The organism is Desulfosporosinus burensis, from assembly GCF_054657535.1.
In genome coordinates this window covers 1-25,381 of the sequence record NZ_BAAHYN010000005.1, presented here as the reverse complement: position 1 = coordinate 25,381, position 25,381 = coordinate 1, and the positions used below count along the sequence as shown (strand labels likewise).

General features: G+C 43.7%; 22 protein-coding genes and 1 pseudogene. 17 read left to right on the top strand and 6 right to left on the bottom strand.

The annotated features are described in order from the left end of the window. The first annotated feature begins 18 nt into the window (after positions 1-18). The 10 genes from dltA to ACYQ3Q_RS09540 all read left to right on the top strand — a co-directional run bounded on the left by dltA (position 19) and on the right by ACYQ3Q_RS09540 (position 10,106). Positions 19-1,632, top strand: a complete 1,614-nt coding sequence (dltA, locus tag ACYQ3Q_RS09585; RefSeq protein ID WP_459928348.1) for a D-alanine--poly(phosphoribitol) ligase subunit DltA — start codon at positions 19-21, stop codon at positions 1,630-1,632. Beyond that, complete coding sequence (gene dltB, locus ACYQ3Q_RS09580; protein WP_459928347.1) at positions 1,629-2,801, top strand: D-alanyl-lipoteichoic acid biosynthesis protein DltB; 1,173 nt, start codon at positions 1,629-1,631, stop codon at positions 2,799-2,801. Before dltA ends, dltB begins: the two co-directional genes overlap by 4 nt. Positions 2,802-2,978: 177 nt before the next feature. After that, positions 2,979-5,312, top strand: a complete 2,334-nt coding sequence (locus ACYQ3Q_RS09575; protein WP_459928346.1) for a cell wall-binding repeat-containing protein — start codon at positions 2,979-2,981, stop codon at positions 5,310-5,312. Positions 5,313-5,402: 90 nt separating this feature from the next. Next, positions 5,403-6,704 (top strand): ArnT family glycosyltransferase, encoded by a 1,302-nt coding sequence (locus tag ACYQ3Q_RS09570; RefSeq protein ID WP_459928345.1) that lies wholly within the window; start codon positions 5,403-5,405, stop codon positions 6,702-6,704. Between the two features lies 1 nt (position 6,705). Beyond that, a complete protein-coding gene (locus ACYQ3Q_RS09565) occupies positions 6,706-7,086 on the top strand; it encodes a DUF2304 domain-containing protein (RefSeq protein ID WP_034145652.1) in 381 nt (126 codons plus the stop codon). Between the two features lie 11 nt (positions 7,087-7,097). Beyond that, positions 7,098-7,805 carry a glycosyltransferase family 2 protein gene (locus ACYQ3Q_RS09560; protein WP_459928344.1) on the top strand — a complete coding sequence of 236 codons (708 nt, stop codon included), beginning with the start codon at positions 7,098-7,100 and terminating at the stop codon, positions 7,803-7,805. A gap of 618 nt (positions 7,806-8,423) precedes the next feature. After that, positions 8,424-8,996, top strand: coding sequence for a Uma2 family endonuclease (locus ACYQ3Q_RS09555; RefSeq protein WP_459928343.1), 573 nt, complete (start codon positions 8,424-8,426; stop codon positions 8,994-8,996). Between the two features lie 77 nt (positions 8,997-9,073). Then, positions 9,074-9,652 (top strand): Uma2 family endonuclease, encoded by a 579-nt coding sequence (locus tag ACYQ3Q_RS09550; protein WP_459928342.1) that lies wholly within the window; start codon positions 9,074-9,076, stop codon positions 9,650-9,652. 130 nt (positions 9,653-9,782) lie between these two features. Continuing rightward, positions 9,783-9,959 (top strand): hypothetical protein, encoded by a 177-nt coding sequence (locus ACYQ3Q_RS09545; RefSeq protein WP_459928341.1) that lies wholly within the window; start codon positions 9,783-9,785, stop codon positions 9,957-9,959. A 24-nt stretch (positions 9,960-9,983) separates the two neighbouring features. Next, a complete protein-coding gene (locus ACYQ3Q_RS09540; RefSeq protein ID WP_459928340.1) occupies positions 9,984-10,106 on the top strand; it encodes a hypothetical protein in 123 nt (40 codons plus the stop codon). 101 nt (positions 10,107-10,207) lie between these two features. On the opposite strand, the gene ACYQ3Q_RS09535 is transcribed toward ACYQ3Q_RS09540, so the two are convergent. The 4 genes from ACYQ3Q_RS09535 to ACYQ3Q_RS09520 form a co-directional block, all read right to left on the bottom strand. Then, positions 10,208-10,435, bottom strand: coding sequence for a type II toxin-antitoxin system HicB family antitoxin (locus ACYQ3Q_RS09535; protein WP_459928339.1), 228 nt, complete (start codon positions 10,433-10,435; stop codon positions 10,208-10,210). A 145-nt stretch (positions 10,436-10,580) separates the two neighbouring features. Then, positions 10,581-11,405, bottom strand: coding sequence for an XrtA system polysaccharide deacetylase (locus tag ACYQ3Q_RS09530; RefSeq protein WP_459928338.1), 825 nt, complete (start codon positions 11,403-11,405; stop codon positions 10,581-10,583). Positions 11,406-11,849: 444 nt separating this feature from the next. After that, positions 11,850-12,968, bottom strand: coding sequence for a GNAT family N-acetyltransferase (locus ACYQ3Q_RS09525; protein WP_459928337.1), 1,119 nt, complete (start codon positions 12,966-12,968; stop codon positions 11,850-11,852). A gap of 5 nt (positions 12,969-12,973) precedes the next feature. Continuing rightward, positions 12,974-13,366 carry an EamA family transporter gene (locus tag ACYQ3Q_RS09520; protein WP_459928336.1) on the bottom strand — a complete coding sequence of 131 codons (393 nt, stop codon included), beginning with the start codon at positions 13,364-13,366 and terminating at the stop codon, positions 12,974-12,976. Positions 13,367-13,529: 163 nt separating this feature from the next. Here ACYQ3Q_RS09520 and ACYQ3Q_RS09515 point away from each other — a divergent pair, with 163 nt between their 5' ends. The 4 genes from ACYQ3Q_RS09515 (at position 13,530) to ACYQ3Q_RS09500 (ending at position 16,625) form a co-directional block, all read left to right on the top strand. Next, positions 13,530-14,747, top strand: a complete 1,218-nt coding sequence (locus tag ACYQ3Q_RS09515; protein WP_459928335.1) for an ATP-binding protein — start codon at positions 13,530-13,532, stop codon at positions 14,745-14,747. A gap of 237 nt (positions 14,748-14,984) precedes the next feature. After that, a complete protein-coding gene (locus ACYQ3Q_RS09510; RefSeq protein ID WP_459928334.1) occupies positions 14,985-15,278 on the top strand; it encodes a UPF0175 family protein in 294 nt (97 codons plus the stop codon). Between the two features lie 130 nt (positions 15,279-15,408). Next, complete coding sequence (locus tag ACYQ3Q_RS09505; protein ID WP_459928333.1) at positions 15,409-15,987, top strand: Uma2 family endonuclease; 579 nt, start codon at positions 15,409-15,411, stop codon at positions 15,985-15,987. A 491-nt stretch (positions 15,988-16,478) separates the two neighbouring features. Continuing rightward, positions 16,479-16,625, top strand: a complete 147-nt coding sequence (locus ACYQ3Q_RS09500) for a phage integrase N-terminal SAM-like domain-containing protein (protein ID WP_459928332.1) — start codon at positions 16,479-16,481, stop codon at positions 16,623-16,625. 49 nt (positions 16,626-16,674) lie between these two features. On the opposite strand, the gene ACYQ3Q_RS09495 is transcribed toward ACYQ3Q_RS09500, so the two are convergent. Then, complete coding sequence (locus tag ACYQ3Q_RS09495; RefSeq protein ID WP_459928331.1) at positions 16,675-16,848, bottom strand: tyrosine-type recombinase/integrase; 174 nt, start codon at positions 16,846-16,848, stop codon at positions 16,675-16,677. Here ACYQ3Q_RS09495 and ACYQ3Q_RS09490 point away from each other — a divergent pair. Next, positions 16,774-16,986 (top strand): annotated as a pseudogene (locus ACYQ3Q_RS09490) (transposase); the annotation flags it as partial. The gene ACYQ3Q_RS09495 and the pseudogene ACYQ3Q_RS09490 overlap by 75 nt on opposite strands. A 14-nt stretch (positions 16,987-17,000) precedes the next feature. Here the strand turns inward: ACYQ3Q_RS09490 and ACYQ3Q_RS09485 are convergent. Further along, positions 17,001-19,049, bottom strand: coding sequence for a cell wall-binding repeat-containing protein (locus tag ACYQ3Q_RS09485; RefSeq protein ID WP_459928330.1), 2,049 nt, complete (start codon positions 19,047-19,049; stop codon positions 17,001-17,003). A gap of 295 nt (positions 19,050-19,344) precedes the next feature. Here ACYQ3Q_RS09485 and ACYQ3Q_RS09480 point away from each other — a divergent pair, with 295 nt between their 5' ends. After that, positions 19,345-21,831 carry a S8 family serine peptidase gene (locus ACYQ3Q_RS09480; protein WP_459928329.1) on the top strand — a complete coding sequence of 829 codons (2,487 nt, stop codon included), beginning with the start codon at positions 19,345-19,347 and terminating at the stop codon, positions 21,829-21,831. A gap of 447 nt (positions 21,832-22,278) precedes the next feature. Further along, entirely contained in the window at positions 22,279-25,218 is a 2,940-nt protein-coding gene (locus ACYQ3Q_RS09475) for a cell wall-binding repeat-containing protein (RefSeq protein WP_459928328.1), read from the top strand. The last annotated feature ends 163 nt before the right edge of the window (positions 25,219-25,381 follow it).

The window sequence follows — 25,381 nt, the reverse complement described above, 5'->3', positions numbered from 1 at the left end:
AATGGGGAAGGTATTTTTATGCTAATTGAAAAAATTCAGGAATGGGCTGTCAAATGTCCCGAACGGGTGGCCCACTATCATAACAATACTGCTTTAAGCTATGCTGCTTTAGAAAAGTGCTCTAATTCTGCGGCACTATGGCTTCAAGAACTGAATAAGTCACAGGGGATCGAACGCCAGACTCCTGTCGTCGTGTATGGACATAAAGAAAACGAGATGCTGGTGTTATTTCTGGCCTGCATCAAAGCAGGCCATCCCTATATTCCGGTGGATACGTCTGTACCCACCGAGCGTTTGCGGCAAATTATCGAAGCTTCTGGTGCGCGAGTTCTCCTATCTCCGCAGAATGTCGCTGAAGAGATTAAGTCCTGTGGAGCCATTGTCGAGGAATTGATTTCCCTGAACTCGCTAAACTCCCTAGATTCCCAAAGCAGTATCTTAAATCAATTTGAGGGAATGGTCCCGCCCTCCACTTGGCAGGTACAGCTGGATGAAGTGTACTACATAATCTATACCTCGGGCAGTACTGGCGTGCCTAAAGGGGTCCAAATTACGTTGCGTGCCCTAGAAAGTTTTCTTAATTGGGTTAACCCGACCTACCAGCCGGAGGAAAGAAACGAAATTTTTCTCAATCAGGCCCCGTTTTCATTCGATCTGTCCGTCATGGAACTCTACATGTCTCTTAGCATGGGAGGGACTCTTTGGAGTGTGACCAAGGACCAAATGGCTAATCCTAAGGAATTGTTTGCTTCTTTTAGAGCCTCTGGAATCAGTTACTGGGTATCAACCCCTTCGTTTGCTGAAGTATGTCTGATGGACCGCAGTTTTAATGATACTCTTCTTCCAAACGTCAAGAGATTTCTCTTCTGTGGGGAAATTCTCACGCATGACTGTGCCACCAAACTTCTTCAACGCTTTCCACGAGCTAAAGTGGAAAATCTTTATGGGCCAACCGAGGCCACGGTAGCAGCAACCACGCTTACCATCACTCAGGAAATACTAGATTCGTTCAATCCCCTTCCGGTAGGCTACGTGAAATCAGAGGCTCAAATCTTAATCTGTGATACGGATCAACTGACGGCAAATCTAGCCGACGGTAGGACTTTGCCCAGCAGACCAGAAGCTCTAGCAGATGGGAAACTAGGAGAGATCATTATAGCAGGACCAAATGTCAGTGTCGGGTACCTGAACAATCCGGAGCAGACCAGAAAAGCATTTTTCACCTGGCAAGAAGCAGATGGTCTGACATGGCGTGCCTACCGAACAGGGGATGCTGGGCTTTTGAAGGAAGGACTGCTCTTCTATCAGGGACGTTTGGATTTTCAAGTCAAACTCCATGGCTACCGCATTGAACTTGGGGAAATCGAGGAAAACCTGCGAAGGATCCCCATGGTGGATAATGCGGTTGTTTTACCCATTGAACGTCGGGGCAAGGTGGATTATTTGCAAGCCTTCATCACGGTGGGTACGCCCGTGGCGGATGAATATGAAGCTATTCTTGCTTTACGGGAGTCTTTGCGCGGACATTTACCGGAGTACATGATCCCGAGACGATTTAAATTTATCGAGAAGATGCCGATGACCCCAAACGGTAAGGTGGATCGCCGTGCTTTATTAGGAGGGCAAAAATGACCCCTTATGAGGATTTTACCTTCTTTTTCTATTTGCTGATCCCGCTAGTTCCTGCCGTACTGCTCGGCATGCTCGGATTATCAGGCAGGGTTCGGGCGGCTTGGGTCTTGCTATCCACGTTAGGGATGCTTTTCTTCATCGCGCGTCCGCAAAGTGTTCTTTATCAGATCATAGCTTACCTCCTCTTTGAATGGATCCTTATCCGGTTTTATCTCACCTACCGAACGAAGGAAAATGGTAAAAATCAAGCGGGCATCTTTTACTTAATGACTGTTTTATCCATTCTTCCGCTGGTGGTTGTTAAACTCAATCCTAGTTTTATTGCCTTGGGTTTTTGGCAATCTGTGATCGGTTTCTTGGGGATCTCCTATTTAACCTTTCGTACGGTCGGCATCATTATGGAAATCCGCGACGGTTTGATTAAAGAGGTTCGGTTCTTAGATTATGTCAGTTTTGTCCTATTTTTCCCCACCCTTGCCTCGGGCCCAATCGATCGCTACCGACGGTTTAGATCGGATCTTTATCAACCACTCACCCGGCATGAATACGGAGAGTTGGCCACTAGAGGTTTAGATTACTTATTCCGCGGCTTTCTTTATAAATACATCCTGGCCTATCTGATCAATAAGTTTTGGCTGGCTCCTTTGACCCAGGACGTTGGCTTGCTGCCCACGTTTCAATACATGTACGTCTATAGTTTTTATCTCTTTTTCGATTTTGCGGGCTACAGTGCGTTCGCGATCGGAGTCAGTTACCTATTGGGTATCAAGACTCCAGAAAACTTTAATAAACCCTTCCTTGCCAAAAATATCAAGGATTTTTGGAACCGCTGGCATATGTCTCTTTCGTTTTGGTTCAGAGATTATGTCTATATGCGCTTTGTCCTTGATTCCACTAAGAAAAAGCGCTTTAAAAATCGATACACAACTTCATATATAGGTTACTTCCTGCTTTTCGGCATTATGGGACTATGGCACGGCACCGAGCTTCAATATATCCTCTATGGACTCTATCATGCAGCACTTATGATTAGTTTTGATTTCTTGGAACGTCAAAATAAAACTAGGAAGTTCTGGGGAAAAGGAGCGCTGTGGGATCTGCTCGCCATGATAGTTACTTTGCATTTTGTCATGTTCGGATTTTTGATTTTCTCAGGCAGGTTAGTGTAGCAGCACTATCAAATGAGTCCCCTAGTTCACCATTTAAGGTTGACTAGAGGACTTTTTTTCCATACGCGGAGATTGCAGGTGATAAGGTCTGCTTTTTGGGCAGGAACAATCTCCTTTCATGTCGAATAAAGAAAGTGTCGTCTATGACTTTCGCACAGATAGGAAGGGGAAGAAAGTATGAGAGCGTACTCATTCAGAAAAATAATATCAGTACTGATTATAGGACTTTTTTTTATGCAGTTAATCCCGGCAAAATCGGTTTCAGCCGCAGTTGATCAAACAGCTTACTACCAGGATATCGGCAAAAAACTAGAATTTTGGGCGAATAAATATAACATTCCACCAGTACTCCTGAAATCCATAGCCTGGATGGAGAGCGGTTGGAAGCAATACGAATTGGATGCAACGACGAAACAACCATTAACGGATAAGCCATTAATAGGACGCGATGGTATAGGAATTGGGATCATGCAAATCTCCTCCTATGGTCCCAATGACACCGAGGAAATCAATAAACTGAAATATGATATCGATTATAATATTGAAGTGGGTTGCCAGATGCTCAATCAAAAGTGGCGTGCTTACCCAAAAGTTGGGGACGGGGACCGAAACGTTCTTGAAAACTGGTATTTTGCTGTGTGGGGCTACAATAGTTGGGCAATAAGGAATAATCCGAATGTCATTACGGGTAAATCCGCCTACCAAGATTCAGTGTTTAATCTCATGGGACAGAAGTACAATAGCGCAATAACCTTCATCCCTGGCGCTACACAATTCCCTAAATCCATGCTGCCCCCAGTGAATCCTCCTTACTTCTCCAGTCGCTGGAGCACGCCGACTCCGACTCATTTAGGAGATTTAGTGATCGATCCTGCTTCATTGATTTCATCCGGTGGGGGGGCTGGTGCACAGGCTGCTAACGGAGATTACTGGTACAAATATGCACGTTGGGGTTCATATTATGCGTTAGGATTTTATGTTACCGCCTATAATAGTCCGACGGTCACCGATAAATCGATCATCTCCCAGAAAATTCTGAGTGCCTATGCGAATTTGTTAGCTGAAGCAGATGCTTTGATACTTGAGGGGAAGGACTCTTCGTACGCGACCGCGGCAAAATACTATTGGACGATTTTGCAAGGCCCAAATTTAGATGCCAGCATCTCAAAACGTGCTAACCAAGGACATCTAAGTGCCCTAAGCAAAGTTATTATAGAAGCAGATAAGCTGGTCCTTGAAGGTTCAGGTCCCTCCAACCTGATCGCTGCCCAAGATTATGGAATGGTTCTGCAGGGGTCAGATCTGGAGGCAGGCCTCGCGGCAAAGGCAAAAACGGGTCTCCTTAACTCTTATATTAAACTCTTAGCTGAAGCAGACAAATTAGCCCTTGAAGGGACAACCACTTCAAAGGCGAGTGCAAATAAATATTATTTGACGGTTCTAGAGGGTCCAATTCTCGATGCTAGTCTCACAGAACGGGCTAAGACCGGCAACGAACTCACGCGTAGCGCTGGTACGGACCCAAGTCCTATCTACGATCCAAGCCGAGGCACGATCCCCGAGCCGATACCGAATCCTCAGCCTCAACCAGGGCCCTTCAGCCTTGAACGTCTCTTTGGCACTCGTGCAGAAGAGACAGCAATCAAAATATCTCAACAAGGGTGGGCAGACAATTCCTCCCCCATCGTGCTCCTTGCTCGGGTTGATCGCTTTCAAGATGCCTTAGCGGCTGCCCCATTAGCAAAAAAATTAAAGGCACCTTTACTGTTAACTTCACCTTATCAGCTCGATAAGGCCGTCTTACAAGAAATAAAACGGCTGGGGGCTGGAGATAAAGTCTATGTCATTGGTGGAGAGGGCGCCATAACCAAGAAGGTCTCGGACTCACTTTCAGTAGAAAAAATAGCATATGAGCGTATCTTCGGAGCTTCAGCGGCCGATACGGCAGCAGCCATAGCCCGGAAGATTGGGTCGAGTAAACAGGTGATCCTCGCATCCAGTACAAGTTTTCCAGACGCTTTATCTGCTTCTGCCCCTGCAGCTGCTCTAGGAATTCCTATCCTTTTAACGGAACAAGGCACGTTACCCACTGCCACTAGACAAATACTAAAAGACTTTGAAGTGACCGAAACCATCATCGTAGGAGGAAAGTTTGCGATCTCTACGGCGTTTGATGCTAAGGGAGGTCCCCTAGAAAGCTATGGACCCCTTCGCTTGGCTGGGGAGACAAAATATGATACGATGTTGCAAATTGTAAAATATTTCAACCAGAATCCCCAATCGATTGTCCTTGCTACTGGGGAGAACTTCCCAGATGGCCTATCTGGTGGTGCCTTTGCAGCCTTGAGTGGGAGCCCAATGATCCTTATCCCTAAAGGAGAGCTGAGTTCGGATACTCACTCTTACTTGAAAAGTTTATCTGGAAAGATCACTAAAGCCTATATATTAGGCGGAACAGGGGTAATTCCAAGTACTAATGAGAAGCTTATAAGTGATATGTTAAATCAGTAAAAATCCTAAATCACAGAGGATGGACATCATTGGCTAAAAGTATAAAAACACTGGAATTCGAACCTCGTACATCGAAAAGGGTGGACGTCATTGGATAAACATTATAATTGGATTACAGGACTCTTGTTTTTGATTGCCTTAGGCATAGAGCTGCTCTATATTAAATCATATAGTGTGAGTTACTTAATTTCCCCTGATGGATTTACCTATTCTAATATTGCCGAAAACTTCCTCCAAGGTCATGGGCTCGTGAATTCGGGAAATTTTGCCCAGGTGGATGATGGTGGTGCAGTACGAGCGGTCGCCCAAACGCGCGAGTACGTGGTTGGACCAATCTATCCCTTGCTCCTGGCCTTGATCTATGGGATCTTCGGCTTTAAAAGCTATGGCATGGTCATCCTTGTTCTGCACGCTACGTTTGGAGCGGCCAGTGCAGTGCTCGCGTATAAGACTGGTGAACTATTGTTTGGCAAGCGGTATGCCTTGATCCCCTATGCTCTGACCCTCGGCTACCCTTTGTTTGCATTCTGGGGGATGTATGTCCTTACAGAGATTACCTACGTTTTTACAATCACACTTTTCCTTTATGTTTTAACTCTCTATGCTAAAGAGGCCAAACAGCCAAAACTCAGAACCCTCTTGAGCTTAGGGGCGGTGATCGGGATTTCCAATCTTGTTCGCCCTATACTGTTGCTTTTTTTCCCGGTTCTGGGGCTATGGATTTTATGGATGCATCGTGGCCGTTTAAAAATAGCCATCAGAGACTTTGCTATTATCGTTATGATGACCATTATAGTCATGAGTCCTTGGTGGATACGCAACGGTATAAAGTATCATCAGTTTATTGCAGTATCAAATTATGGTTCCTATGAATTTTACTTAGGGAACAATCCCTTGACAATGACGAATCAATACTTTACGTTTACTCAACCGAGTTATGACCCAGCAGTAAAGGCCCGGATCGAAAAACTACCCATCCTGGAACAAGAAAAGGAATATAAGCAATTGGCAGTCGCTTATATCCTTCAGCATCCCATTAAGTTTCTGCAGCGCACTCTAACCAAAGAAATTAACCTATTCTGGCAACCAGTTACCCCTGCTGATGGCGATTCTTACAAAATGCAGGGAGATCAATGGGATAAATGGTATCTCAGCTTGGGACTCTTCGGAGTATTCATCAGTCTTTTCCAATTTAGAAAGTATAGTTTTCTGTTGCTTTTTACAGCCTATTATAGTTTTATCGTGAGTATGATCACGGTTGTATCCGGGGCTCGCTATCGGTTACCCGTGATGCCTGCGTTGATCCTCTTCGCATCCTTAGTAGTAGTGATGGCCCTTAAAGGAATAGGGGGGCTGGCCAGAGTGAGTCCGCGAATAGGTGGGGGGAGCTAAATTGTCACGCGTTCAAATTCTCGTTTTTATAGCAAGCATGCTGGTAACTGGTTTTATCGTTGAACAAGTCCGTCGGCGGCGCTTGGCGGTAGAATACTCTTTGATTTGGATTGTTGCAGGTCTGGGTATGATCGGTCTTTCCCTCTGGAAAAATGGGGTGGAGTACTTGGCCGACCTGATGGGGATTTATTATGCCCCATCTGCGATCTTCGTGATTTTTGGAGTTCTGGTGTTTGTCTTGTGTGTTCATTTTTCCTTGGAAATTTCCAAATTAAGTTCGAACAATCGGGTCTTAATACAACGGATCGCTTTACTCGAGGATGACTTAAAACGTTTGGAAGAAAACCCGGCCAGCCTAGAAATAAGCCGTAAGGACGTGTAGGACGAAACGAAATGAAAAGAATTATAGCAATTGTTCCTGCTTTGAATGAAGTAGATAATATCGGGTCTGTAGTCCGAAACCTGAAAATAGCATCCCCTTGGCTCGATGTCCTGGTCATTGATGATGGGTCCACCGATCAGACCGCCGAGGTTGCTCGTGCTCAGGGTGCGAAGGTGATCTCCTTGCCAGTTAACCTTGGAATTGGAGGTGCAGTTCAGACAGGGTTTCTTTATGCTGTGAAGAATTCCTATGACGTAGCCATACAAGTTGATGGAGATGGACAGCACAGAGCTGAAGAAATTAAGAAATTAGTCGACCCTGTACTGATGGGGGAAGCTGATGTAACCATCGGATCTAGATTTTTAATGAAAACCTCGTATAAATCCGCCTGGCCACGGCGCTTAGGGATCTATCTGTTAAGTAAAACGATCCAGTCTGTTGTACGTAAGGTTTATACGGATCCTACCTCGGGATTTCGCGCCTATAATCAAAAGGCCTTGCGGATTGTGTCTGCCCATTATTCCACAGATTATCCGGAGCCTGATGCTATTGTTACCTTGCTTAAGAACGGGTTAAGGGTAATAGAGATTTCAGTTGAAATGGATGCACGGTTGTCGGGGAGTTCGTCGATTACGCCGTTTAAGAGCGGGTATTATATGTTTAAGGTGAGTTTGGCAATTATTCTTAACTCGATGATGAGTAGGATTTGGGAGGATTAGAGGAGCTTTTTGTACACGCCGGTTACGACGGGGGGAGGAGCGCTTTTCTGCTGTGTTAACCCGTGCGAAGACGGTGTCTTCGTTCTGCACGCGTCTGCACGTTACGCCGCTGACGAGCGGACGGTTCGCGAGCGCGTCCGAACCTCAGGGCTGGATGCATGTGCGCCGCTCCTTGCCATCCTTGGCACCGCGGCATCAGTCCATCCATGGACAAGTCCCTGCGGCGCGCTGACGGGGGGCGCGAACCGTCGGGCGCTCGTTTGGACAAGCGGCTGCACTAAAGCATCCGCTTAGCAGAAAAGCGCTCCTTCTGGGTAGAGGTAAGGGGAAGATCTTCGCGTTAGAAAGGCACTCCTTGGGCTGAGGACTGATGTGGATAAAACACGAGATCTTAGGAGGTAACCTTACGATCTCGTGTTTTCTTTTACCTATTTGTTTGGGTTTTTTTAAATTAGAGGGGCTCTTTCTCAGTTTCCATAAATAGGGTATAATGTATTTGAGGATGTGATTTAAAGACATGAGTAGAGTCGACGGAATTCACTTTTCACTTTTTACTTTTGAATGCAACAGAATTTGATGTTGATCTTGAACCGCAACTTAAGCGAGGAGGTAAGATATGTGCCATTATCAAATCAAGTAAGAAAATACACGTATGCGGACTACTTAACATATCCGGATGATGAACGATGGGAAATTATTGATGGAGTACCCTATATGCAATCAGCTCCAACTTGGCAGCATCAAAGCATATCTAGAGAATTAATGTTGCAGTTTGGCGAGTACTTGCGCAATAGTCAATGTCAGGTGTTTGCTGCACCGTTTGATTTACGGCTGTCAGATGCGGAAGTAGCCGATGAAGATGTTACTAATGTTTATCAACCAGATTTAGTAGTAATCTGCGATAAGAGTAAATTAAAGGGAACGGGCTATTTTGGAATACCTAACTTGGTTATTGAAATATTATCTCCCTCTACAGCGAGAACCGACAGACTCTTAAAATTTAATATGTATGAAAAATTTGGGGTTAAAGAGTATTGGATAGTAGAGCCTGACATGAAGCTTGTGAGTGTATTCATATTGCAGGATAATAACCGATATGGGAGGCCTGAATTGTATACTGAAACAAGTAATGTTGAAGTTTCGACTTTCCCTGACCTCGTCATTGATTTGAGTATAGTTTTTGATATTTAGGTAGTCAAATATTACCGCTTTCATTGGATTAACTTAGAGCACATGCTTACGATAGCTTGTTAATGGAGGTGTATAGAGTGTCATTACCAGCGCAAAAGGATAATAATCGATATACCTACGCAGAGTATCTAAAGTGGTCTGAGGACGAACGGTGGGAACTGATTGATGGAGTTGCTTATAACATCGCAGCGCCGTCTCGACGGCATCAGGAAGTTTCAGGTGAATTGTTCTATCAGATTCGTGGTTATCTTGCCGATAAGCCTTGTAAAATTTATTCAGCACCGTTCGACGTGCGGTTGGGAGAACCAGGGGAAGAAGACGAGCAAATAACCCATGTGGTCCAGCCAGACATCTCGATTGTTTGTGACGAGTCAAAATTAGACGAAAAAGGTTGTTTTGGTAGTCCGGACTTAATTATCGAAGTTATCTCGCCAAAATCTATTAGTCTTGATTTTGTAAAAAAGTTAGCTCTCTATGAGAAGTATAAAGTCAAAGAGTACTGGATTGTTCACCCCATTGATAATACAGTCATGGTTTTCATATTAGGAGAAGACTATCAATACGGGAAACCAGGCATTTTTACAGAGGACTCCCATTTGAAGAGCAATTTCTTCGCGGACGTTACAATTGATTTGAAGCAAGTCTTCGGAATATAATGATAGTCTCTATCTCGTTTTAGGCACAAATAGTTCAATCAAACTTGTAAAAAGAGAAAAGACGAATGATTTCACCTTATAGTCGTGATATAATCGAGCATATAAATTAAGATAGAAAGGGTGTGATAGGATGGAAGATAAAATCCTTCAGGCAATTGATGGTCTATCAAAGCAGATTAATACGTTATCAGAAAAAGTAGACTATCAAGGGAATCAAATTAAAACATTATCAGAAAAGATGGACAACCAAGGGAATCAAATTAAAGAAAATACACAGATATTAAAGGCGTTAGAACATTTAGCATAGGTCAATAAAGCGGAACACGATAAGATGTCGTTTGATATAGCAGAGATAAGTGGAGAAATTAAAGCCTTTGGAAAAAGTTTATCAAATATTGAACTAATTACAGCGAATAATTGGGGCGACATTGTAAGGCTTAAATCTATAAGATAAGAGATACTTTAACAGAAGTGAGATCGTAGGAGGGGAGCCTACGATCTCACTTCTGTTGTAAGTGTTAATTCTTCCGGATTGCCTCATATTCTTCATCATCCTTAAATAACCAACTCAAATTGTTTAGCTTCGATAAAGTTAGGATTAAAGACCTGAATTCCGTCTTTTGCATGAACTTCTAAACACAATTTGATTGCTTCATCAATATTTGCCATTATTTCAGCGATCGTATCCCCTTGGGTATGACAACCTTTTAATTCCGGCACCGTTGCTATATATCCACTATCTTCGTCTTTCTCAATGAGCACTGTAAAATTATACTTTTTCAAAAGGATTACCTCCTTCAAAATGTAAGGCCTGCTTAGAGATGTATCAATAATATTATAGCTAAAATAAAGATAAATTACCACAAAATACCTAAATGTATATTTGAAGTTTTTTCCCGTCAATGGCGATGCTGCACATCGGTCTAATTTAAAGTCCATAAAACTCCTCTATCGAAGTAAACTTAAACTTTTTCAACACGCGTTTCAACTTCTGCTCGCACCCGTTAACCCCGTAATAATGGATGAGACTTTCTTTTTTACTGAGGGTGAGCCGAGGCTGATCAGGGTCGATCTCGCGGGGGTGGAGGTAGACAATAGCTGGTTGACCCTCTTTATTGACTGTTTTGATGCACTGTGCAATTACAGGATAGGGAAGGGCACGAAAATAAAAGCCACCAGCAAAAGGTATATTCTTATTGAAAATTCGAACCGTCGAGGAAGGTACTTCTAGGAGGTTGAGTGTCCTACCGTTGGATTCAGGGTGATAATTAAAACGAGGTGAGGTAGGCAAACCATAGAGGTATGTTTCGATCGGAAAGACGCTAGCATCGTAGACAAACCCTAGGTCTTCTATAATGTCCCAGGCCCAGAGGGATTTTGTTGTGATGGACCAAGATGGTGCACGGTATCCTTTGACGGTCTTGCCGATGATATCTTCAACGCGTTTCTTCGCTTGGCTAACATCTTCTCTAAAAGTACTCGGTGTTTGTTGGTAAATAAGTTGATGAGCATATCCGTGGGAGGCAATCTCGTGGCCAGCTGCTGCTATATCTTGAATCAGTTGGGGGTGTTTTTCGGCAACGTAGCCTAGTACGAAGAAGGTAGCCTTAGCTTTATGTTCCGCAAATAAGGTTAGAAGACGCTCCGTATTTTGAACGATACGTACTTCGTAGGTTTTTTGGGCATCGAAAACGTTATCGTGATAGTTAGCATGAAACCACTCTTCTAAGTCGACGGTTAAAATATTCTCCAAAGCTTAACCCTGCTTTCGTACAGATGAGCTAATAGATAACCTAAATATTATTTCTCTGAAAAAATAATGAATTATAATTTTATCTGGGTCTAAGAATCCTTCTATAAAAATTGGTGTTTCATATCCTGCTTTGGTAGAGGTAGATTTCCAATGGGCGAAAGTGTTCCTTTGGGACTAGCCCTTAACATTAGTCTATCCTTCGCCATGAAGTCTTCCTGTGGAGAATAGGCGGCTCGGTGAAACCCATCATTCAGCGCGACCCATTCATTAAGGGCTGTGCGCTTTTGGCGATAATCTATCTTATGCCGGTAGGTATTACTTTAGGGATCACGTCATGGCTTCGGCGATAATCTCCACTGGAGACTATCGTACCGGAGACTATCGTACCGAACACTATCGTCACCGACGTCTCAATGTTCAGCTTTAGCTGAACGAGTTCACTTGTTAAATAGCATCGTAATCACCCATAGTTAAGAACCAGTGATTTCGTTGAAGGAAAGGGTCCTGGACACCGTCTCCATGGTCCTCTTTCTCAGGGCTCCCTACGCCTCCCCCTTGGAGGCGCAGCCTACGGTAAATTACCGGGAACGGTTGTGGCTCCAAGGCTTTAGGACAGGTAAAAAAGCCATTTCCTTTGAGAAGGCGAGATTCTTCCGTGTGGGGCATCATGAGAGACCCTGCCATATCCATGTTGTTATCGACAAAGAAACGTAGGAGACGATTGATGAGAACGTTCCCTGCGTCGGGAAGGCTTGGATCGACTAGAAAGTCGACGATCATACCAGAAGACAAACCCTCCACTTCGGTGGTTCGTCCTACTATATAACCGATAAGCTCAGAACCATTTTTTTTGCGAATTCCGTAAAGCTGATAGTCCCGATAGGGATTTTCAAAATAGCGCCAACGGATATAGTCTGCATCGCGGATTCCGATGATGGGGTATTTGTCTTGTATTTTAGCCCAGAAAACATTCATTTCAGAGAGATTGAAGGCAGTGAGCGGATAGACCTCATAGCGCTCATCTGAGCGGTCTTTGACCTTATAAAAAGGCTGGAAGGGAAGAGCGAAAGAAGCAAGCAGAGCGGACCCGACTTTGTGTTTGACCAAGGCTCTAAGGTTCAAGGGACGGAGTAACAGAGGGACGCAACCTATGTCCGTAAACCCCAGCTTTTTCGTAAATCCAGGGTAGGAATTCGGATTGGGAAACCCATAGCAAAAGTCCGATCCTTGCTCAGCACATTCACGATAAGCGGTTTTGGCTAAACCTGTGAAAATTCCTTGTCCAGTATAGATTTGGCGAGTGAGGGTGTTTAGAGAGAGGATTGCGTTCACCGTTTTATCAAACGCTTTAAAACGCATCGGAATCACAACATATTGACCGGCCAACTGACCCGTTTCCACATCTCGGGCTAATTGGATCATCGCTGGGCCGGCAGGGTTGGCTTCATACTGCCATTTCAAGTATCCGATGTCAGAAATCCAGGATTCCCCGTAATACTCTCGTGTCATTGCGATGGTTTCCGGTAGATTTTCCGGCAAATACTGAACAGCTTTCCACATCATAATTCCTACTTCCGTGTGATAATAATAACACCGAGGCAAATCACTAAGACCCCGAGGATTTTTGTCAGCGTAAGCTGTTCCTTAAATATAGTCGTACCAATAATGAGGGCAAAAATAAAGGCCGTACTCTGAATAGGGTAAACATAGCTTAACTCACCTTTATTAAGAATATAAATCCAAAGAACGGACGCAAAGGCATACACCGTGAGGCCGGCAATCACATAGGGGCTTAGAAAAAGGCGAAGGAGTTGACCGAGACTATGAATCTCTTTCCCTGTTGCCCCTAATTTCCAAAGGGTTTGACCCGTTACCATGAGCATAGAGTTAAGGATTGTTAGGAGAACTAACAAAATGGCCACCTCGTACTTCCTTACATTGAGCTTTCTGATATTATACAATGTTGGGTGGACAAAGCAAAGGTGAATCCCCTTACTTCTCCCGGCACTACTAGAATATATTCCCTCTGATAAAAGTATATTTATACTTTTATAGGTTATAACCATAAAAACTTGTTTATAGTAGGCATATATTAGGGTATAATTCTTATAGGGGGTGGTTAAGATGATTAAAAGAGAACTCTATTTAGAGCAACTACGACCATTTATTGATAAACCTTTGATTAAGGTGTTGACTGGTATTAGACGAAGCGGTAAATCTGCAATTTTAATGATGCTGCAAGAGGAATTGACACAGCGTGGAACCAGCGCTGAGAACATCGTATATATCAACTTTGAGTCGATGGAGTATTCAGATATTGATAATGCAAAAAGTTTATATTCATTTATAAAATCAAAAATTACGACTAAGCTTAAATATTACATTCTGTTAGACGAAATTCAAGAGGTGAAGAGTTGGGAAAAGGCGGTCAATTCCTTCTTAGTGGATTTTAATGCTGACATCTATATTACAGGCTCAAATTCAAAATTATTATCCTCCGAGCTTGCCACCTATATTGCTGGAAGATATATTGAAATCAATGTGACGTCTTTATCCTTTAAAGAGAATCTGCAGTTTAAAAAGATTCTTACCGGAACAGATATTACAGATATTCAAAAGGAATTTATCCGATTTATACGGCTAGGTGGGTTCCCAATTCTTCATACGGCCGGCTATTCTCATGAGGATGCCTATAAAATCATCAAGGATATTTATGCTTCCGCAATCTTGCGGGATATTGTTCAGCGCAATCGCATAAGAAATATTGAGCTATTGGAGAAGATTGTGAAATACGTTTTTGAAAACATCGGAAATATGTTTTCGGCAAAGAAGGTAGCTGATTATTTCAAAAATCAGCAAAGAAAGGTTGATATAGAAACAGTTTATAACTATCTAGATGCTCTTGAAGGTGCATTTATCATCTACCGTGTTCCGAGATATGATTTAAGGGGCAAAGAGGTCTTGCAAACCAACGAGAAATACTTTATTGGTGACCAAGGTTTGAAATATGCGGTGATGGGATATAAGGATAGAGATATATCGGGAATTCTTGAAAACATCGTTTTCTTAGAACTCAAACGCAAAGGATACCAAGTGTATGTTGGGAAGTTTGATGAAAAGGAAATAGACTTCGTGGCAGTGAAAAAAGAACAAAAGGTATATGTTCAGGTAGCCTATAAATTAGCGGAAGAATCAACTGTAGAAAGGGAATTTGGGGCATTGCTTGGCATACGAGACCATTATCCAAAATATGTTGTTACAATGGAGGATTTTTGGCAAGACAACATAGAGGGTATCAAGCATAAAAATCTTGCAGAGTTTTTGCTGATGGATGAATACTGATAAAGAAAGCCGCTCACTGATTACTTAGTCAGTGAACGGCTTTCTTTTTTGTGCATTAATCGAAGTAAACTCGTTCCTCGTAAGGGTAATTCATGAATTGCCCTTACGAGACCACGAAAGAAGAATTACGCCTCGATGGAAGCAGGAGAACCGTCCCCATGCGTTGACTGTAGTTGAGCTTCGTGGAAATACATGGTATAATATACCAATATATATTAGTTCCTGAGAGGAGAGGAAATGTTGGGTGAAACTATAAAAATAGAATTTGAATTGCCACAAGAGTTATTCTTTAATAATCGAAACATTACGCAAACACTAATTAAAGCTGAGACTTTAAAACGGCTGACTGCTACCTTTTATGCTGACGGTAGTCTATCTTTAGGCAAGGCCTCTCAATTAGCAAATGTATCAAAGCAAGAATTCTTGGATTTTTTAGCAACTCACAATATACCCCTTAACTACGACATCCATGAGTTAGAGAAAGATTTATCCACAATGAAGGAGTTCGTAAAAAATGAAAATTGTCTCTAACTCAACTCCTCTTATTGCTTTGTCAAGGATTGATACCAATGTTATCCTTGATGCAGTAATGCGGACCAGGCAAAGCAAGTGCTTTTGAAGCTTTTCAACCTATTTGAAGTCCTTGAAGGAGCGTGTTTTTATGGCATTACCACAAGAAGAAAGACAGTACACGTATGCAGACTATCTATCATGGCCGGAAGATGAAAGAATAGAAATTATAGATGGTGTTCCCTATATGCATGCAACCCCGTCACCGGAGCATCAATTAATTTCTGGTGAATTGTTCAGGCAGTTTGCAAATTACTTGCAAGGTAAATCTTGCAAGGTCTACCATGCACCATTTTCTGTTAGGTTAACTAGGGGTGACGAAAAGAAAGATGAAGACATTAAAAAAGTTTTCGAACCTGACATAACCATTGTATGTGACCAATCCAAAATTGACAAAAAAGGATGCAATGGTGCGCCTGACTTAATAATTGAAATTATTTCTCCATCTTCGATTAAACATGACAGAGTTACAAAGTTTAATCAATATGCGAAGGCTGGAGTTATAGAATATTGGATTGTGGAGCCTGAAGCTAAGCTTACAAGTGTATTCTTATTACAAAGCGATGGTAGGTATGGCAGACTAGAAATATATACTGAGGATGAAAAAATAACTGTATCAATATTTCCAGATTTAATAGTAGACTTGAGTACGGTATTTCCTGGTCAGTGAATCTAAAGGGACTATGCACGACTTAGAATTGTCCTGGACAATTGATCAGAATTTAATAAAAGCCGCTCACTGATACTAAGTCAGTGAACGGCTTTATTGTTTTCCAATGGAAGCAACAGAAGAACGAAATCGCTCCGCGATGGCTCTCCTAAAAAAATAAAATACATTGAAACATACAAAAGTATGCCCTTTTTGTGTTATTGTTTAATCGCCAAACCAAACAAGCACAGAAAGAAGCATACTTTTCATGATTATATCATACCTAGGAAAACAAATATATACACTACTTAACATGACCAGACCTCCTCCTACTTCCTGATGTGATTGTCGAGTAGAACAAACCATCAAACATCAGGAGGTATTTCATGAATCACTATGAACAAGAGATTAATCTATACTTTGAACTCAAAGGGACACCAGAGTCTTCGAGAGAATCGTATTTTCGAAGGATACAAGGCTTTGTAACGTATATATTGGACCAGCATAAATGAGTGGAAGACATTACCGAACGAGATATCCAACAATACATTCTTTATCTGAAGAAGAAACGGGGTCTTTCGGCAGGAAGCATTAATAACTACATTTCTGCCGTTAAGCTTTTCTATACAACTTTGGCTTGCTGGGGAGATGGAGTATAGGTCTGTTTGTACTGAGAATAGAACCGGAGGAAAACGTCTTGTACCGAAATCATGGCTTATCCCCATGACGAGTATCAAGGGGGCTCTTGATACCCATAAGGCTCTTTGAGGTCATGTGAAGGTAGGTCAAGGTCGTTTGAAGTCTCTTATGGCCAAGCATCTGTTGGATAAATACAGGATCAACGCCATCCTCCAAGGCATGGGTTGCACAACAATGCCGCAATGTCAGTGTTATAAGAAAAACTGGTACAGCTACACGAAAAAGACCTTTTCGGGTCCATTGGCCGTTGTTCAATACTTGGGAAGATACACGCATCGGATTGCCCTATCCAACAATCGGATCGTCTCAATGGATGAGCATGTTTCCCCTTGCTTCTATCGTAGATGTTGCCTTAAGATCGGGTAGACCACGCTGGAGGTTTCTGGGTTCAGCGTCCAGTATAGAGACCACGCTCCGACTCCGGCCAGCCCGTACTGACTGAGCAACCCCATTTTGGCATTCCAGCTCTGGGCGTCATCATAATAAACGGTGTGTGGACCTTTAGCATCCGTGTAACTAAAATAAGGAATCTGTGATGCATCTCGTTGGACTGGGCTCTTATACTGTGCTATAAGCTCCGTCATTCCGCGATCTTTATCCTCAGAAGACCCATTAAAGCTATGGAGCCCACGGGCCTGGCGGATATAGGGAGCAGCAGGTTTTCCCGTGGCGGTCCAGTCTACCCCGTAGTAAGGAATACCGAGCAGGACCTTATGCATGTCAACCCCTTGTGCACGTGCATAGTTCAAGACCTTTCTGCTCCAGTCCAGCGGAGCAATGGGGCCAGGGGCTCCGTGGCTGTAGTCATAGGTCATGATGTGCAAGTAATCAACATATTGGACAAGGGCAGGGTAGTCAAATTCTTCGAGCCAACCTTCTGAACCCGTTCGAGGCATAACGGCTTGGACCACCAACTTATTTAAGGGGTGAAGTTCGGCATAAAGTTCTTTCATGAACTGAGTGAGATGCGGCCCAGTGGAATTACTCATAAATTCAAAATCAATCACAATGCCGTCTGCATTAATGCTATCAATCCGTTCCATAAGCTCACTAATCAGTCTAGTTCGAGCGGCTTTTGAAGCCATGACAGTGTCAGCGGCTTTGGAGCTGGCCCAAGAGGATTGAATGACTGGAAGGACTTTTAAATTGCGAGAATGCACGGAGGCTGTGAACTTGGCATAATCGCTCGACGTGGCATCCCACCCTCCGGTAACATTACCATCGGCAGTATCATCCAGGTAATACCAGCTCGGGGCAATAATATCTGCGTAATCTGTAGCCGGTGAGGGAATTGACTGGACCTGACTAAGCATTCCTTTTGTTCCAGTAAAAGCGCCCTGTGTATATTGAAGGGAAATTCTAGGTTGAGAGACCCCGGTGCGAATAATACTCTCTAATTTGTAATTAATCACTCCCCACCCCCCAAAAATCATAAAGTCCGAACCAGAGGTTCGTTTTTGATTGAGATAAGCAGTAGTCGAGTTGCCTAATTGTTGACTAGGAAGCAAGAGAATCGGTGCGTTGCTCTTCCCCGCAAGTGCAGCACCGGCTAAGGCATCAGGGAAATTTTCACCGGTTGCGACATAGACAGAAGAGGTATCAAAGGGTAATTGATTTAAAACCACCGTATTCGTTTCATATTGATCGTATCCAGCGTAACGTGCAGCCACTTTAACAGGGTTAGGCAATTTACTAAGTTGATCTTCAATGGTGTCTTTAATCACAGCCTTGCCGCCAATCAAGGTCACTTGTGAAATTCCAAGTTCACCGAGGATCTCAGCCGTTTCCGGCGGCAGCACATCGGATCGCGTGAGGAGGATTGGTATACCTTTGGCGGCTGCATAAGAGGAGATACTTAAGGCATCCGGAAAACGCTCGCCATTGACTAAAAAGGCCTGCTTAGAACTCGGGTCTGCCACCCTGGCAATGGCTGCAGCCGTCCCATATTGATCCCAGCCAAACAGGCGCTTCGGTAAGATCCCTTGGTCTTTAAGCGACTGTTCAATCCCCTCGTTTAAAGCAGCTGTTCCACCGAGTAGATAGACTTCTTGCGTACCGAGGCGTATAAGCTCAGCTGAAACGACAGGATTCAAGCGATCCGACTCAGTTAGCAAAAGGGGACCCTTGACTTTTGGAGCAAGGACGGTTCCCGTCAAGGCATCGGGAAAATTCCGGCCGGTCGCCAGTACGACGATAGGAGCATTATCCCAGCCTTGCTTAGAAATCTCCACAGCGGTATCATACAGTGTATTCCCGAAAATGCGTTCAGTGACGGATTCAGTGGGTGCAGCTTGCACTAAAAGCGGGTGAAAAACTGCTGTACTGGCTAGAGTAATCATGAAACTGCATAAAAGACCCACGGTTTTCTTCGTGAAAAAGTTCATTTGCCTCACCTCTTTTTATGTGTTAAATCTAAGTCTAGAGTCTTTAGGGGAAGCACAAAGCAAACTGAGCGCATAGCTATTATTCGATCGATTAAGGCAAAATCCTTTCTTTATTACAGAGAAATAGGTTAGCCAATATATAACAACATAAAAAACAAGGTCTAACAAAGGAATGAATCATAAATTGTCGAATAAAAGAAAATCGATATTATTATAGGAAAGAGATGTGATAGAGGTGCTTCGAAGATATAGGATAAAACGGAGATTTGCACTTTTAACAATAGGCATTGTAACTATGATGCTTATTAATTTAGGGACAATCCCACTGTCTGCTATTGGGCAGCCCGGGAAATTCCAAGAGCAGATAAGTCAATCAGAATCCCAACAAGTCGTTCTCTCTTTAGAAGTGGGGACCAACGTCGATCAGGTGGCGGAAGACCTCGGGATAGAGGTTGTACGCCGAGGACCCTTAAACTATGCTACCGTCGAGGTAGCGGGAAATAGAAATCTGCAAGAAGTCATTGAGGCTTTAAAAATTACGCCCGGGATCTTAGGGGCCGAGGAAAACTATCGCCGGACAATACAAAACCAAACAGGAACTGTACCGAGGGATCCTCTTTTCCGAGAACAATGGTCTTTGGTCAATGGGAATGTCCTAGGCGCTTGGGAAATGGGGGCGACGGGGCAAGGGGTGACGATTGCCGTTGTCGATACGGGTGTCGCTCTCACACATCCGGACTTAATCAATAATTTGGTTCCCGGGTATAATGCGATCACAGGAAGCGAGGTAGCAGGGGCTAACCAAGATAACAATGGACACGGAACCCAAGTCTCAGGAGTCGCGGCTGCCGAACGAAATCGTGTGGGTATTATCGGAGTAGCTTATCAGGCCAAGATTATGCCGATCAAGGCCATGAACTCTAAAGGGATTGGATATGACGATGCGATTGCCGACGGAATTATCTGGGCGGCAGATCATGGGGCCAAGATTATTAATTTAAGCCTAGGTTCGGAAAATGGTTCCTTCGCCTCGGATATTTTAAGACAAGCCGTCAGCTATGCCTCTAATAAAGGGAGCCTGCTGATCGCGGCGAGTGGAAATTATGACTCTGAGTCGCAAGCAAATCCCGGTGTGAGCTATCCCGCCTCAGATCCTCTCGTCCTAGCAGTCACAGCGACCGATAAAGCAGGCCAAGTAACAAATTACTCAGCTATAGGCCCCGAAGTCGATTTAGCAGCACCAGGAGATTCGATCCCGACGGCTGGTTGGAGTCAAACGAGTGGACCTGGTTACGTCTATGCGAGCGGAACCTCCATGGCGGCTCCGTTTGTGGCAGGTGAAGCGGCCTTAATCTGGAGTCAACACCTAGATTGGACAAGGGAGCAAGTGTTCCAGGCTCTTATACAAGGGCCCCATGATTTAGGCATATCGGGCAGGGACAATCAGTCTGGGTATGGGCTTGTCGATGCAAAACTTGCCTTGACCCTTGCTAAACAAACATTCGACACAGTGACATCTCCAGCAGCGATTAATGGAACAGGTGCAATTGTCCAAGCGGCATCAGGGTCTACCCAGATCAGCTTAACCATTCCACCGCAAGCGTTTGACAAACCAACGGATGTTACGGTGAAACCAACGGCAATTCCCACCAATTTACCGAACAGTGCCACCGTTTTAACTCCAACGTTTCTGGTTGACTGGGGCAGTGTGACACCCCAGAAAATGCTTTCTCTAATCTGGAACGATCCCCTGCTTGGAGTTGACCCTGGTGCAACCCTTTATCGCTGGAGCGGCTCGCGCTGGATCTCCTTAGGTGGAGAAATCATCAGTGGCGAAGCAAGGCTTGGCCTTTATACCCCGGGAATCTATGTAATAGGAACAGACAAAGTAATAGAAGCACAAAGCAATCGCTTTGCTGGAATTACGGCTGAAGGGACAGCAGTGCAGATCTCCCAAGCTACCTTTACAACTGGAGCAGACACCGTTATTTTAGCCCAAGTCAATCAATTCCCTGATGCTTTGGCGGGAGCACCACTCGCCTATAAACTTCAAGCCCCGATCTTACTTTCGCAAAGCTCAGGGCTCACGGAGGAGGTTCGAACAGAGCTGCAACGACTGGCCCCGAAGACGATCTATCTATTAGGGGGTACGGCAGCACTGTCTTCGACGATCGAATCTGAACTTCGACAGAAGTATGAGGTAAAACGTCTCTACGGTTATACGGCAGCAGGAACCGCTCGGGCGATTGCCATGGAACTAGGGACTAAAGGAAAGGCTGTCATCGCCAGCGTGCGACACTTTCAGGATGTCTTAGTCATCTCCTCGTGGGCAGCAAGGCAAGGGGTACCGATTCTACTAACCGAACCAAAAGATTTATCCGCTGATGCGCAAACCGCTTTAGACAGCCTAAATGTAACCGAGACCCTAGTGATCGGAGGAACAGCTGTGGTCGGGTCTAAGGTCATGGACCGCCTCCCTAATCCTCGTCGGATTAGCGGATTGACCGCTTACGACACCGCGGCCGCCGTCTTGCAAGCGTTCCCTCCGACAACCGCCAAGCTGGAATTTGCGACCGGAGAGAATTACCCTGACGCCTTAACGGGGGCTGTTCGGGCAGCATTTTATGGATCAAGGGTGGTCTTAGTCCCAACAAAGACAGCTATTCCTTTAAGTTTAGAAACACTTTTAAAGTCTTGGACCGGAAAGCATATTGAGGTTTTTGGGGGAACGGCCGCGTTACCAGAAGAGATTGTACAGACCTTAAAAATATGGGTTGAGTAACACAGGGTAATACTTACAATAAAGGGAGTTATGATTTGAGTATATTTTAGCTTAGAGGCTGGAAAACTAATAGGTTTTAGTGTACACTAATCTAGTAACGATGAAAACTTGTCCGAAAAAACAAAGAAAACTATAAAAAATATCGGACAACAAGCAGGAATATTGGCTATGATGAAGAATAGATATAGCTAATATAGACCTTTTTTGTGGTTTCTTCATTTTTTACGCGTTCTAAATGGTACGCTACAGGAGGGATGACCTACATCCTTGGGGGGACGCTCCCGGTTTATCCTGTAGAATGCTTTTAGATATTGCGCAATGTCTAAAGATTGTGCTACACATTTTAAGGGGGTGAGGGGCGACTAAAGACGTCCTGTGAAAAAAAGGAGATAGTTCAATCCCACAGACAAACAGAGATCCAAAAGACGAGAGGAGATATATTACTACATGAAAAAAACTAAAAAAGCCTTAGCCACCCTAGCTATCGCAGGCATGGCACTGTCAATGGTACCTTTTAATGCATTTGCTACAACTACAGTCCCAACTCGCTTAGCAGGTAATACTGCGGCACAAACTGCAGTAGCAATCGCTGACCAAACAGGTTGGACAGGTACAGCAATTCTTGCCTCCTCAGTATCTTATGCTATGGTTGATGCTTTAACTGCTGGACCCCTTGCTTCCTACTTGAAAGCTCCTATCCTTCTTACAGACGGTGGTAACACACTTGACGCTGACACCAAAGCTGAACTCACAAAACTTGCTGTTAAGACAGTATATGTAACCAGCGGAACTGCCGTTATCAAACAAAGTGTTCTTGATGAATTAGCAGCCATGGGAATTACAGTTGTTCCCCTCGGCGGAGTTGACAAATTCGAGACATCAGTGAATATTGCTGAGAAAATGGTTGGAGTTACTAAGGTTGCAGTAGCTACCGGAGCACAAGTTCAAGATGCACTCTCTATTGCTTCAATTGCCTCTGCGGCCAATCAACCAATCCTCTTAACTAACAAAGACGCACTTCCTGCAAGCGTAGCTGCTTACTTAGCTGCTAATCCTGGTATCACAGCCAGTGATGTTATCGGTGGTACGGGCGTCATCAGTGATGCAGTAAAAGCAACACTTCCAAGCGCAACTCGCCATGCTGGAAACACAGCTTATGACACAAATAACCAAGTCATCCAAGACTTCGCATCTTCCCTGACATTTAGCAGTGTCTTCGTGGCTAACGGCTCAACTGGTATTGATGCTCTCGCTGGTGCACCGCTTGCAGCTAAAACTAAGTCCGCTATTGTTCTCACAGACGGAGCAGCTACTGCTGCAGCTACTTTTGTAAATAGCAAACTAACTGCTAGTAGCGTTGTTACTGCTCTCGGTGGTACAGCGGTTGTTCCTGCTAGTACGCTTGCTGGAGTTGCTTATCAAGCACCTGCAACATTGGCAGTTACATCGGTAAGTGCTATTAACGCAAAAGAAATTCTTGTTTCTTTCAATAAGGTAGTCAATGAAACTTCTGCTGAGACAGTTTCTTACTATGAGTTCAAGTCCTCTGATGCTGCCACCCAGGCTGCAGGTATTGCAGAAGTTGTACTCCAAGATGACAAAAAGAGTGCAATCGTTAGACTTACAAGTGCAATGGCTAACGGTGACTCCTACAAAGTTAATATTGAAGACGTAATTGATGAAGCAACTTACCAAACAGTTACAAAATATAGCGATTCTTTCAAAATCTTTACTGATAGTGTAGTTCCTGCTGTTGTTAAGGCTGAACTACGTAGCAATAACAAAGTAAGAATTACTTTCAATGAGCCAGTTATTCAAGCTGGTGCTTCTATCAAGGTTGACGGCGTAACAGTTGCAGTCGACTCTGTTTCTACTACAACAGGTAAATACTACATGGAATCTGCTGTTATCAGTGGAGACTTTATAAAAGCTGGCGACCATAGTGTAGTAGTTTACAATGTAACAGATGCTCAAAGAGCAAGTGCTAAAACGCTTGTTATGGGAACTGCATCTTACACTGTAGGCACCGACACAACTGCACCTTATGTAGTTGGTCTAGCTGCTAAAGATTCTGATACCTTTAAGATTATCTTCAGTGAAAACGTACAAACTCTTACTGATACTGAAGTAGTAGTTAAGAAGGGCGCATATGTATTCCCTGGAGCAAGAGTTGGCGGATATAGTGTAGACCCTGATGATACATCTGGTAATACAGTTCTTGTTGACATTACTCCTGCTGATGTAGATAACCCATTGTATGCTGATGGCGAGAATAATGTAACGATTTCTGTTCAAGTTAAAGGATATAAAGACGCTGCAGTACTCTTAGGCACTGAGTACAACGGTAGTGTGACTTTAACTAAAGATGCTTCTGCTCCATATGTTGTTTCTGAAGCATTAAACGTTACACGTACCGATGCTGGTCCACTTTACTACCTCGTAGTTAAATTCAACGAAACTATTGGTACTGTAGATGCTAGTAAATTTACTGTAGTAAAAGATGGTGTCTATGTAACTGTAGCTGGTGTAGCTGTGAATGGTAGTGACAGCAAAAAGGTAGATATCCAGATTGGATCTGCTTTAACTGATGGAAATTACACTGTAACACTTGATGCTGGTGCAGTTAAAGACACTTCAAGCAACAAAAATGCTGCTGCTACAACAACTGCTTCACACAAAGCCGTTTCTGGTACTGCTTTAGTTGTTGCAGTTAGTCCAGACGCTGTCCTTGATGCTAATGAAGTTCTTGTCGCAAACAACGTAGTCAGAATTAACTACGGTGAAAAAATGACATCAACAGCAATCGACCTTGCTAACTATACCTTAGATGGTGCTGCAATGCCCGCTGGAACTTCAATCGGCTTTGAAGATGCTGGAAAGACTACAGTTAAAATGACGTTGCCTTCTGGTACTGTTGCAGTAGATGGCACCAAGCTATTCTCAATTAGCAAGAACGTTACTTCTGATGCTGGTAAGGTTGTAATGACATCCGCTGAAGCTCAAATTCAACTTGTAACTGCTGGATTTGTAGACAATGTTAAGCCTGTACTTGCATCAGCTAAACTAGTTGTAGCTGATGGTGCTACTACTACTAGTACAATCACTGTTAAGTTCAACGAAGGTTTAGCAGCAATTGCCGCATCTAATGCTAATATTTACGATGACTTCATCATTAAAGTTGCTGGTGTAAAAGTGGCTGCAAATGACAATGTTGCTGTAAATGCAGGTGACAAAGAAATCACATTGACATTGGCAAGTGCTATCAACGTAAATCAAACAGTTACCGTTCAAATTGCTTCAAGTGCTGATGTAACTATCGATGTCTCAGATGACTCTTCACTTCTCAACAAAGTAACTGAAGGTACGATTGTAACAGCTACTAAGTAATTTGTGCGTGAGAGAAGAGACAAATTCTTTTCTCCCGTGGTTTCGACTAACGTGGTAATAGAGAGCCGATTCGCCTTCGGGTGGGTCGGCTCTCGTCCTTTCTTCAGGCTGAAACTCGATATAAAACTTTGTATGCGCTTAATATAAGCGTGCATGGTCAACA